Raw genomic sequence first — 15,947 nt, forward strand, 5'->3', positions numbered from 1 at the left:
CATGGCCAGAATTCCGCTGTTTGATGCCCGCACCATGTCCGAGGCGCAGGCTGAAGTGTATGAAGCCGTTGTCCGTGGCCCCCGCGGGCGCCTTGTGGGCCCTTTGCGGGCCGCCATGCATAACCCGGTGCTGGCTGACCGCTGGCAGCGCCTGGGCGAAGTACTGCGGTACGACACGGTGTTGCCCAAACGCTTGAGTGAACTGGCGATCCTGGTCACTGCGCGGCGCTGGAATGGCCAGCTGGAATGGCATATTCACGCCGACGACGCAGCCAAGGCCGGGTTGCAGAGCACGATCATCGACGCCATTGCAGCAGGGGAGGCACCGGTGTTCGACGACTCGGAGGCCTGGGACATTTATACCTTCGCCCGGCAGATGCAACTGCATGGCGACGTTCAGGAAGACGTGTACGAGCGCATTCATGCGCGCTGGGGCACGGTGGGCGTGGTCGAATTGTCTTCGGTGATCGGCTACTACACGCTGGTTGCCATGACCCTGAACGTGCACCGTATTCCGCTGCCCGATGAGGTCAAGGCGCCCCTGCAAGTGGCAACCGATGCCCAGTGCGGCTTACCGCGTTTGACAGAGCCGGCGCCGGCGGTATTCCAGGCTGGCGCACACCCTGCGATGGGGGAGCGTTGATGGACACCATTGAACCGCGCATGCCGGCGCACACCGCTCGAAGCGTGCCGGCGGGTGCCTGTGACGTGCACTGCCACGTCTTCGGCCCGCTCGATACCTTTGCCACCGGCCCGGCCACGTATGCGATTCCATTGGCGGCGCCCTCGGTCTATCGCCAGATGCTGGACAGCGTCGGCCTGGACCGGGGCGTGCTGGTGCAGCCGGCACCTTATGGCACCGATACCCGCGCCCTGGTCAATGCCCTGGGTGAGCTGGCCGGCCGGGCACGGGGCGTCGCCGTTGCCGATGCGAGCATCAGCGACGCCAGCCTCGACACCTTGCATCAGGCGGGGGTACGCGGGTTGCGCTTTATCGAGATGCTCGACCCCAGCAGCGGCAAGCGTTACGCCGGCAGCATAGGCGTCGATACCCTGTGCCAATTGGCGCCACGCATGCGCGAACGGGGCTGGCACGCGCACATCTGGGCCAAGGCCCAGGACTGCCCGCGTGTCTTCGAGACGGTCAGGCATCTCGACATGCCGATCGTGTTCGACCACATGGGGCAATTCGATGTGGCGGCCGGCGTGGAAGGCGCGGCATTCCAGCAGTTTCTGGCCCTGCTCGACAGCGGCCAGGTGTGGGCAAAGCTGTCGCTTTGCCGGGTGTCCCGGCAGGCACCTGCATACGCCGAGCTGCAGCCATTCCACCAGGCCCTGGTGAACAAGCGGCCAGACAGGCTGCTGTGGGGGTCTGACTGGCCCTTTGTGCGTATGGCCGAACAATCACCGGACGTCGGCCAGTTGCTGGACGTGTTCATGAACTGGGTAGGGGACGAAGCGATCATTCGTCAGATCCTGGTGGACAACCCTGCCCATCTTTTCGGTTTCGACAGTAAGGAAAGCGCGTGATGCAAGATTTGAAGCTTGAGATCAACGAGGGCGTGGCGGTCGTCACGCTGGACCGTGCACCGGTTAACGCAATCACCTTGGCCCACTACCAGGCTATCGGCGAACTGTTCACCCGGCTGGGGAGCGACCCGGCGGTCAACTGCGTGATTTTCACCGCTGCCGGTGATCGGGCCTTCTGTGCTGGCCTGGATCTGCACGAGTTCCTTGCCGCGACCGTCGATGAAGACCCCGCGCGTGCGGCAGTCGTGCGGCAATGTTTCGCGGCGGTACGCCAGTGCGCCGTGCCGGTGATCGCAGCGGTAAACGGCCCTGCGTTGGGCGCCGGAACGGTGCTGGCGGCAGTCTGCGATATTCGCCTCGCCAGCGAACGGGCAAAGTTCAGCATGCCGGAGATCAACGTCGGCCGCTGTGGCGGCGGCGCGCACCTTGGGCGTTTGATCGGGCAGGGCAACCTGCGCAAGATGTTCTTCACCGGGCTGCCGATCGACGCCGCAGAGGCACTGCGCATTGGCCTGGTCGAGGAGGTTCTGGCGCCTGAGGCCCTGATGTCGCGGGCCCAGGAGCTGGCCCGGCTGATCGCGAGCAAGAGCCCGCTGGGCTTGCGCATGGGCAAGGCGTCGCTGAACGAGATCGAGTTCATGCAGGTAGAAGACGGCTATCAGGTCGAGCAGGGCTACAGCACCCGGCTGATGGCGACCGAGGACGCCCGTGAAGCGACCCGGGCGGTGGTGGAGAAGCGCGCACCGGTGTTCGTCGGGCGCTGATCAGGCGGGGTGGCGCAAAGGGAGATCAGTGATGATCTCCCTTTTTTCGTCACGCTTACCGAGGTAAGCCATCAGCCCAATCGGCAATGGCGTCGGCGGTTTCCAAAGGCTTCTCCGCCGGCAGCGCATGGCTTGCATGTGGGATGACCTTGATCGTCACCCGGTCGCCGAACTCCTCCTTGGTTTCCATGCGCGAGCGCTCGGGCCGGAAGGGGTCGGCGCCAGCCTGCAAGTCCAGGATCGGGGCGCTGCCGCCTGCCCAGTAGCTCTCTTTGGGGGTATTGGCACGTGCCTCCCGCTGGCTTTGGGTGACCTGCGGGTGCCACCCGGTCAGCCAGGGGCGCGGATCATTCCCTTCGGCGAAGAAGGCCAGGCGCAACGCGGCGAGTTTTTCATCCTCGGGGGTTTGCTCGGCGTTGATCCGGGTGATGGCATCGGACAGCTCGCTGGGCCACTGGCGTGCGCCACCGGCAAGCAGCACGATCCCGCGCACAGCCTGTGGGTGGTCGCTGGCGATGGTCTTGGCGATCCACTGGCCGTACGCATGCCCGGCAACGATTGCCGGGCCGCCTTCGGCGGCGATCACGTTGGCGAAGTCGTCGCCGAAATCGTGGAACGTCACGTTTTTCATCGGCCCTTTACTGCCTGCCACACCCCTGGGTTCGGGCAAGACCACGCGATAGCCGCGGCGCACCAGTTGCTCGGCCAATGGGGCGAATTCGGCGCTGCCGCGGCCAGTGGAGGCCAGGATCATCACCAGCGGCCCCTGGCCCTGTACCGAGTAGGCGATGGTGGCGTCGGCATGCTGGATGGTGCGGTGGGCGATGTTGCCCTGCGACCAGGCGGCCGGGGCGAGCGCAATTGCGCACAAGACACTCAGAGGGGCGACTAATTTCGACAGTTTCATTGAACACCTTCCGGTTGGGGGGAAACCCCTGCACCCCACCCGCCAGAGCGTGGCCGGCGTGGGGGAGGGTGGAATGAGCTGGATCAGAACTTGAAGCTGTAGTCGACGATCAGGCGGTCCTGGTCGCTGTTGCGCTGGTAATTGCTGCGCAGCACGCCATGGCGCCAGCGCACGGCGAGGTCCTTGAACGTGCCGCTTTGCACCACGTAGCCGATATCGGTATCCAGTTCCCGCTCGCGGCCATCCTGCTGCACCCCGACGACCTGGGCGTTGTCACTTTTCACATAGCGCACGGTCAGCATCAGCCCGGGGAGGCCGGCAGCCGCGAAGTTGTAGTCATAACGCGCCAGCCATGAAGCCTGGTTCTGCTTGGCGAAGTTGGTCAGCATCATTTCGGTGTGCAGGTAGGTGGCTGTATTTTCCAGCTGCGGGTATGCGCCTTTGCCATCGACCTTCTGGTAGCCGGCCTGCAGCGTGTGGCCGTTCCACTCGTAGCCGAACAGCCCGCTGTACACCCGATTGTCGATAGTGCCGGCGTCGCCAGCGCCGGCTTCCTGGGAAGCGAACAGCCTGATGTCGCTGACCAGGCGCCCCGGCCCCGCCGGCAACTTGCCTTTGATGCCGACGAAGTGTTGGCGGTAGACGTCTTCCAGCTCACCGATGTTGTAACTGAGCACCACATCCTTGCCCAGCGCGTAGTCTGCTGCGGCGTATTTGAAGTCGCGGTTGTCGGTGCGTGGGTATTGCCCGTTGGCGTAGGCGATACCGATGCCCTGGTAATCGGTGGAGTCCCGGTGGCGGGCGCGGTCGAGCCTGCCGGCGCGCAGGGTCAGCCCGCTGATCGAGGTGTTGGTGACCTGGGTGCCGCGGAAGTCCTGGGGGAACAGCCGGGTGGTGCTCGGCTGCAACACGCCCAGGCTTGGGTTGATGGTACCGACCAGCACTTGCGTGTCCTGGTACAGCCTCAGCTTCGCGGTGAGGGCCAGTTTGCTGTATTCGTCCTGTGACTCGCGGGCATAGCTGGGGCCACCCGGGCGGCTTTCGGCGTTACGCGGCAGCAGGCCAGAGCCGCTTCGCTGCGGACCTGAGTCGAGCTTGAAGCCGTACATCAGTGCTGCATCCAGGCCCAGGCCAATGTCGCCTTCGGTGTAGCCGGACTGGAAGCGAAAGGTCAGGCCCTGGGCACTTTCTTCGACGCGGTTCTGGCCGCTGCCATCGCGGTAATCGTTCTGGAAATAGAAGGTTCTGGAGTCCACCGAGGTCTTGCTGTCATCGAGAAAAGCGGCTTGTACGCCTGACGACACGGCGAGGGTAAGTGTGGTCAGCGTCAGCAGCTGCCGGTTCAGGTTTGTTGTCATTGTTACCTGTCCTATGTGGGGGCGTTTCTGTCGGCTGGCATCGCGTCAGCCCCCCACAATTACCGACGAGGACAACCTAAAAGTCAATAGGCTATAAAAATGACCTATTGACTTTTAGGCCGTCCAGCGGTCTCATGGGACCACAGCAAGCGCCCAGGGCTTGGCTGATAGCCGTACACTGAGCGGCACGCTCATGTGACGGCAAAACCGATAACAACAACAGGGCAACCCACAATGATCACAGCGCGCGAAAGTGCAGATGCCGTTCAGGCTTACACCGACGAACAGTTCGCCCAGCGGACGTTCGCCCGTGTGAAATGGAAGATCCTGCCACTGCTCATGATCTGCTACGTCTTGGCACTGATTGACCGCAACGTCATCGGCTTCGCCAAGCTCGGCTTCATGACTGACCTTGGTTTTGGCGAAATGGTGTACGGCATCGGCGCCGGCATTTTCTTCGTCGGCTATATCCTGTTCGAGATTCCCAGCAACCTGATGCTGCAGCGCATCGGTTTTCGCAAGACGGTGCTGCGCATCATGATCATGTGGGGTATCGCCTGTGCGGCGTTCTCCATGATGCAAAGCGAAACCATGTTCTACATCCTGCGCTTTGCGCTGGGTGTGGCCGAAGCGGGCTTCTTCCCGGGGGTGTTGCTGTTCCTCACGCTGTGGGTGCCGCGTAACCGCCGAGCCAGCGTAACGGCGATGTTCATGGCTGCGATCCCTATTTCCGGCATGATCGGCGGGCCACTGGCGGGCGGCATCATGCAGCACCTGGACGGTTTGTTCGGCCTGAAGGGTTGGCAGATCCTGTTCCTGGTCGCCGGCCTGCCGGCCTGCGTGATGGGCGTTGCCACCTACTTGTTGCTGGACAACTCGCCCAAGGAAGCCAAGTGGCTGTCCGAGCAGGAGCGCCAGGTCATTCTCGACGAGTTGGCGGCAGATGACACCAGCAATGCCAACGAACACCATTCCCTCTGGGGCGCGTTCAAGGACAAACGTGTGTATGTGCTGGCGTTCACCGCACTGGCGGTTTTCAGTGGCGCAGTGGCGGCTGCATTCTGGGTGCCGACCATCATTCGCAAAACGGGCATCACCGACCTGTTCCATGTCGGCCTGCTGTCGGCACTGCCGTTCATGGTGGGTGTGATCGCGCAGTACCTGGTGGGCAAGCATTCGGACAAGGTCATGGAGCGCCGCTGGCATGTGGCGATCTGCTTGAGCATTTCGGCGCTTGGCTGGTTGACCCTGGCCATTCTGCAACCCAGCACCACTGTCTCGGTGATTCTGCTGATCGTCGCCACCGCTTCGGTTCTGGGCGCGACCGGTCCGTTCTGGACCTTGCCCGGCAGCCTGCTGACCGGCAAGGCGGCAGCGGGCAGCATCGCCCTGGTCACCACGCTGGCCGGTGTCGGTAACGTGTTCATGCCGGCGCTGGTGGGTGCACTGATCGATCTGACCGGCAGCATGGCCGCATCCCAGGCCGCCTACGGCGTGCTGATGCTGACCGGCGCCGCGATGATCCTGCTGGGCACCCCGGCTGAAGCCGGCAAGCCCGTCGTCAAAGCCAACTGATTCGCTTCAGGATCTGCACAGGAACGATGCACATGCGTGATGTTTTCATATGCGATGCCGTCCGTACGCCAATCGGGCGTTTTGCTGGCGCCCTGGCGGGCGTGCGGGCGGATGACCTGGCCGCTGTTCCACTCAAGGCGTTGATCGCCCGCAACCCTGGGGTAGACCTGACGGCCATCGAGGAAGTGTTCCTGGGCTGTGCCAACCAGGCCGGCGAGGACAACCGCAATGTTGCGCGGATGGCCGCGCTGCTGGCCGGGTTGCCGGCATCTGTGCCGGGGGTGACCTTGAACCGCCTGTGCGCCTCGGGGCTGGACGCAGTTGGTACGGCCTACCGGGCAATTGCCTGCGGCGAAATGGCCTTGGCCATTGCCGGTGGCGTCGAGTCGATGTCCAGGGCACCGTTTGTAATGGGCAAGGCTGAAGCGGCGTATTCCCGTGCGCTGAGCATCGAGGACACCACCATCGGCTGGCGCTTCGTCAACCCGGCCATGGCCGAGCAGTATGGCGTCGACAGCATGCCGCAGACCGCGGACAACGTTGCCGCGCAATACGGTATTTCCCGTGCAGACCAGGATGCCTTTTCCAACCGTAGCCAGGCCCGCGCGGCGCAGGCGCAGCGCAGTGGTTTCTTCGCTGAAGAAATCGTTCCTGTGGTCGTGCGTGAGCGCAAGGGCGAACGGATCGTCGAGCAGGACGAGCACCTGCGCCCGGAAACCACCTTGCAGGCACTTTCGGCGTTGAAACCGGTGAACGGTGCGGGCAACACCGTAACCGCAGGCAATGCGTCGGGTGTGAACGATGGTGCTGCCGCCATGTTCCTTGCCAGCGCAGCGGCGGTCGAGCGCCATGGCCTCACCCCACGTGCCCGGGTGCTGGGCATGGCCAGCGCGGGGGTGGCGCCACGGGTCATGGGTATCGGGCCTGTGCCAGCCGTGCAGAAACTGCTGGCCCGGCTTGAACTGGACATTGGCGACTTCGATGTCATTGAGCTCAACGAGGCGTTCGCCAGCCAGAGCCTGGCCGTGGCCAGGGCATTGAACATTGCCGACGACGCCCTGCACCTGAACCCGCATGGCGGTGCCATCGCCCTCGGTCACCCCTTGGGCATGAGCGGTGCACGGCTGGTGATGACCGCCATTCACGCCCTGGAAAAGCAGGGCGGCCGGCGCGGCCTGGCAACGATGTGCGTTGGGGTCGGCCAGGGCCTGGCGCTGGCCTTCGAACGCGTTTGACGCAACACCTCAAGCCAGGCTTGCCTGGCTTCTTACAAGAAAAAATGCTGAGGAGCCTGTAATGGGTACCATCTCGTCGGACTTGCTACGCCAAGTGACTGCCGAACTCTATGAGCGCTCGCTGAAGAAAATCCCTGAAGACACCAAGCGGGCGCTTGCCCAGGCGAAGGCCGTGGAGCGCAACCAGACCGCAAGCCAGACCCTGGACATCATGATCGCCAGCGCACGCGCGGCGGAAGAGGAAAACCATTTTGTCTGCTCCGACTCCGGGGTGCCGGTGTATTTCGTCAAGGTTGGCACCAAGGTCAATTTCGATGGGCCGGTGAAGCAGGCCATCACCGATGGTTTCAGCGACCTCGTCGCCACCATCCAGCCACCCATGCTGGCCCATGTGACCAACCCGCTGACCCTTGAACGTGGCTACGCGGGCAAGGACATGCCCATCACCACCTTCGAACTGATCGATGACGCTGATTACGTCGAGATCACCTGTTCACCCAAGGCCCTGGGCTCCGGGCGCTGGGCAGCACTGGAAATCTTCACCTTTCCAAGCCTCGAAGACATCGAGCGGTATGTCATGGAAGTGGTCCTCAAGGCTGGCCCTCAGCACTGCCCTCCGGTGGTGATCGGTGTCGGGATTGGCGGCACCTTCGACTACGCCGCGAAACTGGCCAAGCAGGCCATGCTGCGCCAGATCGGAACATCCAACCCCGAGCCAGTGCTGGCGGATATGGAAGAACGCTTGCGCCAAGCCGTCAATGCCACGGGGTTCGGCCCCATGGGTACCGGGGGCGATAGCACGGCCATGGCCGTGCACGTGGATTACGCGTCCGGCCATGGTTTCACGCCGGTGGCCGTGTGCTTCAACTGCTGGATCAACCGACGACGTTCCGCCCGGATCCACCCGGACGGTCGCGTCGATTATTTCGAGTGAGGAACGCCCTATGAAGCGGCTTCAAGCGCCATTTGATGAACACGCTATCCGTTCCCTTCGTGCCGGCGACCTGGTGGTGGTTGACGGCGACGTGGTGATCACCGCCGGCCTGCCCACGCACCAGCGGTTGACGCACTGCCTGGAAAGCGGCGAGGCCCCCCCTGTCGAGTTGCGCGGCCAAGCGCTTTTTCATCTTGGGGGCTACAGCCAAGGGGAGGGCGAGCATTTCGAGATGCTCTACATCAACCCCACGACCAGCACCCGGTTCAACCCGTACATGCCAACCTTGATCGAGGGTTTCGGCCTGCGGGTGGTCGGCGGCAAAGGTGGCCTGGATGAACATAGCGTCGAGGCAATGAGGAAGGTCGGGTGCGTATACCTGTCCTTCCTGGGTGGCGGCTGCACCTTGCTGTCCCGGGCGATTCAGCGGGTTGTCGAGGTCGGCTGGCCGGAGATGGTCACGCACTATCGGCTTTCACGCATCAATGTGAACGGCCTGGGGCCGGCAGTGGTTGCCATTGATGCGCAGGGGAACAGTTTGTACGCGCAGAATGCGCAGACAGCCGGGGCCCGCTCAGGGGAAGTGTTGGCAGGCCTGCACGCTCAGGCTCGGCAGGGGAAAAGTCAGCTTTCCTGACATGGGCAAGAACCGCCTGGCACCAGCAGCTTGCAGCCGGCGGTTCTGCTAGGGGCAGGCGGCGCAGCACCGAGGCGGGATCGGGCTGCGGCAGCCAACGCTAGTGGCGCGAAAGGTTATGGTATAACATAAATCAGCGCGGCACTGGCCTTTGGCCTTGCCGCGTATTTGTCTGCCACACAACAACCCACGCCCGACTCAGGACTCTCCATGCGATTCCCCCAAGCATCGTTTGCCATTTTCACGGCAATGTTCACACCTGACCTTGTCGCCGGACAGACCGGCACCTCGACCATCACGCTCGGTGACGTGAACATCACTCAGACCGCTGGCGTAGCCTTGAGCACCGAAAACGTGCTGACCTCGGTCGACGTTCTTGGCAGCGACCAGGTGCGCGACAAGAACGTGATGAACAGCTGGCAGCTGTTGGGGCAGATGCCAGGCATCCAGTTGACCGAAACCGGCCAAGGTGCAGAGTCTGGCAAGGTCAGTTTCCGTGCGTTCAACGGCGAGGGCTACATCAACGGCATCAAGACGTTGATCGATGGCGTGCCAAGCAACGTCAACAGCGGCAACCAGCGCTTCATCGACATGATTTTCCCGTTGGACATCGAATACATCGAGGTGGTACGCGGTACCAACGACCCGCGTTATGGGCTGCACAACATCGGTGGCAACATCAACTTTGCCACACGCCAGGGCGGCAACTATGTCGATAGCCGGGTGACCTACGGCAGCTTCGATACCCGTGAAGTGCAGTTGGCAGTCGGCCACGAGGAGGGCAACTTCGCCCAGAACTACATGCTCGCCAAGCAGGACAGCAACGGCTACCGCGACCACAGCAACTCGAACAAATATGCGTTGGGCGGCAAATGGTTTGTCAACAACGATGATCAGACCTTCCGTGTCGGGCTGATTGCCCGGCTTTATCATCACCAAGCCCAGGAGCCGGGCTTCCTCACCCGTGACCAACTGCACGCCAGCCGCACCCAGTCACCTGCCAAGAACGGCAATGATGGTGACGACCGCGACATGAAGCAGGTGAGCGTGCACAGTGACTGGCAGCTGGCCGATGACCTTAGCTTGAGCAGCAAGCTGTACTACAACAGCTACAACGATGACCGCACTGTCACTTTCACCGATTACCGGCCTGGCAACGCACCTCGGCAGCGACGCCAGTGGGACGAGCAGCAGCGCGGCATGCTCAGCAACCTGACCTGGCGCGCCAATGAGTTGCTGACGCTCGATGGCGGCATCAACTACGAAGAGCAGGATAACCTGTACCGTCGCCTGCGCTACAACTACGGTGTGCCAACCGACTTCGACGCGCCGCCGGCGCGCGTGCAAAATGACGACGCTTACACCCTGCGCAATATCGGCGGGTACGTGCAGGCGGTCATTCAGCCTACCGATGCGCTGAAGATCATCCCTGCCATGCGGGTGGATAAATTCTCCGGCAACACCGAGGTGCTCGGCGGCGCCAAGGCATCCCTGCAGGACTATGGCTGGATCCGCCAACCGAAACTCAGCGTGATCTACAGCCTCACCCCCGAAATCGACGTTTACGCCAATTGGGGGCGCACCTTCCAGGTGCTCACCGGGTCGGCGGAACCGGCTTACCTGCTGCCCGGGCAAGCCTCGTACGACCCGTCCATCAACACGGGCAAGGAGGTTGGGGTGAAATTCCAGCCGTTCCCGGGTGCCCAGGCGCGGCTTGCGCTGTGGCAGCAGGATGCGACCGATGAAGTCGCGAACATGCCCAGCACCGGTACCACGGTGGGGCTCGGCGAAACCCGCCGCCGGGGCGTGGACATGCAGATCAGCGCACAGCTGGATGAACAGTGGACGGTCTGGGCGTCCCACGCGGTTCAGGAGGCGAAAGTGGTCAAGGGCCTGGCTGCCAACGGCCAGTCGCTGTCAGGAAAAGAAGTGTTTTCCACCCCTCGCTACATCAGCAATGTGGGCGTCGAGTACCGCTACAATGACGACTGGAAGTTCGGCGCGCAGGGGCGGGCACAGGGTAGCTACTACATCGATGAGCTCAACGAGCAGGGTAAGTACGGTGGCTTCGTGGTCGTGGATGCCAGCGTGAGTTACCGGATCACCCCGTCCACCAGCGTGGATCTGCAGGTGAAGAACTTGCTGGGCCGCGAATATGAATATGTCTGGTACGACAACTTCTTCTGGGGCGGCAACGACCAGCCCATGTTCTCGCCCGCCCCAGGCCGTTCGGCATTCGTGTCGTTGAACATGAGCCTGTAACAGGCTGGCCGTGCCACAGGCGAGCGTCTGCTCGCCTGCTCGGGGCCAGCGTGGCCAGCCCGCTTTGCCATCAGAAGTCGAACGTCACACCGGCATAGAGTGCGCGCCCGTCACCGGGGGCGTGCAGCGAAGCGTGCGCCCCATCCGGGTCGTACCAGGCGTACTCGTAATAGCGGTTGGTCAGGTTTTTCAGTTGCAGGTCCACGCTCATCGACGCATTGACCTGGTAGGTTGCCCCCAGGTTCAGCAACACATAGCCACCGTAGGTGCCTTGGGTGTTCTCGCGCTCCAGGTAGTAGTGGGTCTGGCCGTTTGCCCAGGCGCTCAGTTGCAGGGCAGGCGTGGCCTGGTAGTTGATGCCGGTATTCCACAGGTGGTGCGGCACATGGTCGATCTCTTTGCCTTTGCTGCCAGGCAAGGCGCTGCTCGGCTCAAGGATCTTCGAATATTGCCATGAGTACGACATCCACATCTCGGTGCGTTCGCTCGGGTGCAGGTTGACCTGCAGGTCGTAGCCCCAGCGCCGTGTCTCACCAACATTGTCCGACTCCCCGCTGGGGTCGTTCAGGCGACGGCTCACTTCGCCAGAGGCGTCCTGACGCCAGTAGGCCACGCGGCCATCGACCCAGCTGGCCGGGGTGAACTTGATGCCGGTTTCCCAGCCTTCGTTGATCGAAGGGGCCAGGTCCTCATTGCGCGGCGGCACCTTGTAGGCTGCAGCGCCGGTCCCGACCTGGAAGGTGCGGCCCCAGTTGGCGTAGACGCTGGCAAACTTCCAGGGCGAATAGACAATGCTGAGCTTGGGCTGCTTGATCAGCCCGTAGTCGTTGATGTCGTAGTCCTGCCCGGTCATCTTGTTGGTGAAGTCACCGCTGATCTTGTCCACCCGGTAGGCCGGCACGATCTTCAACGATGGGAACGGCTCGATCTCCGCCTGCACGTAGGCACCGACCGTGTTGAAGTCGAAGTCCTGGTCGCGTGTCTGCGCCTGGCGTACACGCTCCACGGTGCGATAGCGCTCGCTGCGGTTCTGTTGCTTTTGCACATCGCTGCCACCTTCCAGCGCGAAGGCGTGCAGCCAGTCCACCTGTGGCCGCCAGGTCAACGAGGTAATGGCACCGTACTGGTCTTCGTAGCTATCTCGTTCCTGTTGCGAGCTGGTACGCCAGTATTGAGTCCAGCGACGATCGTCGAAGGTATTGAGGTAGGTCTTGGCTGACCATGAAAGGGTGTCGGCCAGGTCGGTATCGAAGTGTACGCTGACTTGGTTCATCCGCCGCGTCCCCTTGTCCGTGGCGTTGTAGTCATTGCTCATGCGCGGATGATGGCGGGCGTCATCCTCGGTCAGGTAGCCCGCCTCCTGAGCTTCTGACTCGTAGTGACGGGCAATCAGACCAAGGCGGTAGCTACCATCGTCGGGGGTATAGAACCATTTGCCGCCGAAGCTATAGCGCTCGGTATCGGCATGGTCACGGTAGCCATCAACCTGCTGGCGAGCGAAGAAGTAGTTCTGCGTCCAATTGCTGGTCTCGATGCCCTTGGCCAGTTGCACCTCACGCGTATTGAAGCTGCCGTAGCGCAGGCGGGCCTTGTTGTAGTTGCCCCCGGTGCGGGTGTGGATATTGACGTTACCGGCGATGTTGTTGAGGCCGTAGCGTGGATCGCTGGTACCACGCACCACCTCGATGCTGTCGATGTCCATGGGAAACACCGAGTCGATGAAGGGCATGTTGCCGTCGTTGGTGTTGCTGGGGATGCCATCGATCAGCAACTTCACGGCGTTCACTTCGCCTTCGCCATTGAAGCCGCGAAACGACAGCTTGCCCGAGGTGGTGCCCTGGTTGAATTCGGTCAGCAACACCCCGGGCGCGCGCCTGAACAGCTCCCAGCTGTAGGCCACCGGCATTTTCTCGAGGATGTCGCCGCCCAGGATATCCACCGAACTGAGCACGCTGCTGGTGGCCAGCGGGCCGCTTTCGGTACTGGTCACGTTGACCGCGCCAAGGGTGAGGGTGGAGTTTTCAGCAGGCAGTGTTTCGGCCACGGCCAGTGTCAGGGGGCTGAGGCTGAACAAAGCGAGCACGGGCAAGGCAGCACGTGCGGTACAACGGAACGCAGGCATGGAAAGTTTCCTGGCTAGACAGTCGGGCAGGGCTGCGCACCGCAGGTCACGGGGCAGCTGTTGGCAATCAGCGACGGGTCAGGCCAGGGGAGAGGCGCGGGGGTTGAGCTTTGGCCACTGCTCACGCGGCAGTGGCAACCTGTGGCTGTCACCGAGCAGAAGCGCATCGGGCCAGAACCGCGGGAACAGGTGTCGATAGTAGTCGCTGGCCAGCAGGCTATGCCCGGCATGGCCACAGCAGCAGTCGCCCGCCTGGTGTTTCGTTTCCGGCTGGTCACCGAGTTGGGGCAGCTCGGCCTTGAGCTGGGCCAGCAGTGACTTGGGCAGGCTCTGTGCACCGTGCAGGCTGCAAAAGCTACCGAGAATCAGGGATTGGCTGTCGACGCGGGGTGTTTGCAAGGCACGGTCAAGCGGCATCGCCAGCAGGTTGAACAGCACGGCGAAGCAGGCGAACAGACAGAGATGCGCACGTGCTCGTGAAAGCATGAATCACCCATGGAAACGTCGCGCGCATTAAGCCGTATCAGTGACCGGCAGTTCAAGTTCGGTGGCGCGCCATTTTGTCGCACGCACTGCATGGGGCCCTGGCGCTCAAGCACGGGCCTTTGCTGGGCGCTCACCGGCGTTCGTAGACTACGCCCTGGATCAGGACCTGATTTGGCTCGGTGGCCTGGTCAAAGCGTTCATGGGCTTGCACGATGGCGTGCTGATGCTCGTTCGCCCAATTGACCAGTGCCATGACGGGCTGCAGCAGGGTTTTACCCAAGTCCGTAAGGTCGTAATCGACGCGCGGAGGAATGGTGGGATACAGCGTGCGGGTTATCAGCCCATCGCGCTCCAGCCCGCGCAAGGTCAAGGTCAGCATCCGCTGCGAAATACCGTCGATGCCACGCTTCAACTCATTGAAGCGGCGGGGGCCGTTGGCCAATACGGCAATGATGTAAAGGCTCCATGTACCTGTTGGTAACCCACACCAGCTTTGTTACCTGGTTCCCTTTTTATACCTGGAGGTAGCATGCACGAGAAGAAAAGGATCGCGCTGTTCGGCGCGACCGGACCAACTGGCAGGTTCATCATCGAGGAAGCCTTGAGGCGGGGCTACAGCCTAATGCCAGTCAGTTAAGTAATTTGGGGCCGCTTTGCGACCCTTCGCGGGCACGCCCGCTCCCACAGGGGATCGCGCATTTATTGAGTTCAGCGCCAAACGTGTGGGAGCGGGCGTGCCCGCGAAGGGCTGCAAAGCAGCCCCAGTAACGCTTAACTGACAGGCATTAGGCTACAGCCTGTCGGTTTTCACCCGTGACGCCAGCAAGCTGGAAGCTTTTGCGGGCCGGGTACGCGTCGTCGTCGGTGACCTGCAAGACCAGCCAGCCATTGCGAAGTGCGTGGAAGGTGCCGACGCAGTGATCAGTGCCCTGGGCCCCAACAGCCTGAAGGTGCAGGGCGACAAGCCCGTCATGCGCGGATTGCACAACATCATCGCGGCCATGAAACTTGCAGGTGTGCGCCGCCTTGTGCAGATATCCACGGCTGCCTATCGTGATCCGAAGGACCGCTTTGCGTTCAACGCACATGCGTTCGTGCTGCTGTTCAAGTTGCTGACGCGCAAAGCCTATGAAGACATCAAGGCAACGGGTGAACTGATCGCCCACTCCGACCTTGACTGGACGCTGGTGCGCATACCGAACCTCAAGGACGGCCCGGCCCAGAGCAAGTTGCAAGTAGGCTGGTATGGGCAGGCCAGGCTCGGCATGAAGTTATCCAGGGGCAATCTTGCCAAGTCCAGGTGAATGACGAAACCTACCTGCGTGCCGCCCCTGGCATTGCCAACCAGTGAAGACTGGGTGCCCTGTTGCGAATGTCGTGCGCCGAGAGCCTTGTAAAAGCGCAAACCTGTGCAGAAAGTTGCACACGGGTGGGGTTCATTGTCATTTGGGTTTGAACTTGAACCGCGTTAGGATTCTCTAACTAACACCCCACCCACTTCGGAGTAAGTACATGTCGCGTCTGGCAGAGTTTCGTCAGCTTGAACAAAAACTGGCCCAGCAATTGGCTGAACTTGAGGCGCTGAAAGGGTCGTCTGAGCTGCAGAAAGAAATCGAGTTCGAAACAAAACTGCGCGACCTGCTAGCCAAATATGGCTACAGCCTGCGTGACATCATCAATTTGCTCGATCCGCAGGCCAACCGCCAGTCAGCCCCTGCGGCCACAGCGAAAGCACCGCGCCGTGCCCGACAGGTGAAACAATACAAGAATCCGCACTCTGGCGAAGTTATCGAGACCAAAGGCGGCAATCACCGCCAGTTGAAAGAGTGGAAGCAGCAATACGGCGCGGATGAAGTCGAAAGTTGGGTCGCCCGCTAATCCGTACCGCACACAACTGAGCAATTGGGGCCGTTCTGTGCCCCATCGCCGGCAAGCCAGCCACAGGGATCGCCTCAGGGCTGACAGGTGTTTGCCACAAGGTATGGCAGCGCCTGTTAGAGCGAGCGCCGCCCGCGCGGCGCAATCGCGAGCTGCGCTCGCTCCTACGTTTGTTTCGGGCCAATTATTCCTGTGGGATTTGCGCGCGAACGCCTTGGTGCATGCCTCAATATCGCGCCGTACAAACAAGGCGGCCGCG

At 62.0% G+C, this 15,947-nt stretch carries 14 protein-coding genes and 1 pseudogene; 10 read left to right on the forward strand and 5 right to left on the reverse strand.

Features of this window, described 5'->3' with window-relative positions; genetic code table 11:
* Position 1 precedes the first annotated feature (1 nt).
* From GYA94_RS15455 to GYA94_RS15465, 3 genes are read left to right on the forward strand one after another with little or no spacing between them, the layout of a single operon-like run.
* Positions 2-643 (forward strand): carboxymuconolactone decarboxylase family protein, encoded by a 642-nt coding sequence (locus GYA94_RS15455; protein WP_054911572.1) that lies wholly within the window; start codon positions 2-4, stop codon positions 641-643.
* Entirely contained in the window at positions 643-1,530 is an 888-nt protein-coding gene (locus tag GYA94_RS15460; protein ID WP_161892639.1) for an amidohydrolase family protein, read from the forward strand. The genes GYA94_RS15455 and GYA94_RS15460 overlap by 1 nt, the downstream gene beginning before the upstream one ends.
* Positions 1,530-2,294: an enoyl-CoA hydratase-related protein gene (locus GYA94_RS15465; RefSeq protein WP_054911570.1), complete on the forward strand. Its 765-nt coding sequence runs from the start codon at positions 1,530-1,532 to the stop codon at positions 2,292-2,294. Before GYA94_RS15460 ends, GYA94_RS15465 begins: the two co-directional genes overlap by 1 nt.
* Before the next feature lie 55 nt (positions 2,295-2,349).
* Here the strand turns inward: GYA94_RS15465 and GYA94_RS15470 are convergent, their stop codons facing one another.
* Both GYA94_RS15470 and GYA94_RS15475 read right to left on the reverse strand, forming a co-directional pair.
* Positions 2,350-3,201, reverse strand: a complete 852-nt coding sequence (locus tag GYA94_RS15470; protein WP_054911569.1) for an alpha/beta fold hydrolase — start codon at positions 3,199-3,201, stop codon at positions 2,350-2,352.
* Positions 3,202-3,284: 83 nt separating this feature from the next.
* A complete protein-coding gene (locus tag GYA94_RS15475) occupies positions 3,285-4,559 on the reverse strand; it encodes an OprD family outer membrane porin (RefSeq protein ID WP_161892640.1) in 1,275 nt (424 codons plus the stop codon).
* A gap of 234 nt (positions 4,560-4,793) precedes the next feature.
* On the opposite strand from GYA94_RS15475, the gene GYA94_RS15480 reads away from it, so the two are divergent.
* From GYA94_RS15480 to GYA94_RS15500, 5 genes are all read left to right on the forward strand, one after another.
* Positions 4,794-6,134: an MFS transporter gene (locus GYA94_RS15480; protein ID WP_054911567.1), complete on the forward strand. Its 1,341-nt coding sequence runs from the start codon at positions 4,794-4,796 to the stop codon at positions 6,132-6,134.
* 32 nt (positions 6,135-6,166) lie between these two features.
* Positions 6,167-7,369 (forward strand): 3-oxoadipyl-CoA thiolase, encoded by a 1,203-nt coding sequence (pcaF, locus tag GYA94_RS15485; protein ID WP_054911566.1) that lies wholly within the window; start codon positions 6,167-6,169, stop codon positions 7,367-7,369.
* A gap of 61 nt (positions 7,370-7,430) precedes the next feature.
* A complete protein-coding gene (locus GYA94_RS15490) occupies positions 7,431-8,303 on the forward strand; it encodes a fumarate hydratase (protein ID WP_054911565.1) in 873 nt (290 codons plus the stop codon).
* A 10-nt stretch (positions 8,304-8,313) separates the two neighbouring features.
* A complete protein-coding gene (locus GYA94_RS15495) occupies positions 8,314-8,940 on the forward strand; it encodes a fumarate hydratase C-terminal domain-containing protein (protein WP_161892641.1) in 627 nt (208 codons plus the stop codon).
* Between the two features lie 210 nt (positions 8,941-9,150).
* Positions 9,151-11,202, forward strand: a complete 2,052-nt coding sequence (locus GYA94_RS15500) for a TonB-dependent receptor (protein ID WP_009684828.1) — start codon at positions 9,151-9,153, stop codon at positions 11,200-11,202.
* A gap of 70 nt (positions 11,203-11,272) precedes the next feature.
* Here GYA94_RS15500 and GYA94_RS15505 read toward each other — a convergent pair whose 3' ends face one another.
* The 3 genes and pseudogenes from GYA94_RS15505 to GYA94_RS15515 all read right to left on the reverse strand — a co-directional run.
* Positions 11,273-13,324: a TonB-dependent receptor gene (locus GYA94_RS15505; RefSeq protein ID WP_161892642.1), complete on the reverse strand. Its 2,052-nt coding sequence runs from the start codon at positions 13,322-13,324 to the stop codon at positions 11,273-11,275.
* A 78-nt stretch (positions 13,325-13,402) separates the two neighbouring features.
* A complete protein-coding gene (locus tag GYA94_RS15510; protein ID WP_110676438.1) occupies positions 13,403-13,810 on the reverse strand; it encodes a DUF2946 family protein in 408 nt (135 codons plus the stop codon).
* Positions 13,811-13,940: 130 nt separating this feature from the next.
* Positions 13,941-14,270, reverse strand: a pseudogene (locus tag GYA94_RS15515) (winged helix-turn-helix transcriptional regulator); the annotation flags it as partial.
* A gap of 337 nt (positions 14,271-14,607) precedes the next feature.
* Between GYA94_RS15515 and GYA94_RS15525 the strand changes: the two are divergent.
* Positions 14,608-15,114: an NAD(P)-dependent oxidoreductase gene (locus tag GYA94_RS15525; RefSeq protein ID WP_218031602.1), complete on the forward strand. Its 507-nt coding sequence runs from the start codon at positions 14,608-14,610 to the stop codon at positions 15,112-15,114.
* 208 nt (positions 15,115-15,322) lie between these two features.
* Positions 15,323-15,688, forward strand: coding sequence for a histone-like nucleoid-structuring protein, MvaT/MvaU family (locus GYA94_RS15530; protein WP_054911559.1), 366 nt, complete (start codon positions 15,323-15,325; stop codon positions 15,686-15,688).
* Positions 15,689-15,947: the final 259 nt, after the last annotated feature.

It is taken from the genome of Pseudomonas juntendi, assembly GCF_009932375.1.
In the GTDB taxonomy this organism is placed as follows: domain Bacteria; phylum Pseudomonadota; class Gammaproteobacteria; order Pseudomonadales; family Pseudomonadaceae; genus Aquipseudomonas; species Aquipseudomonas juntendi.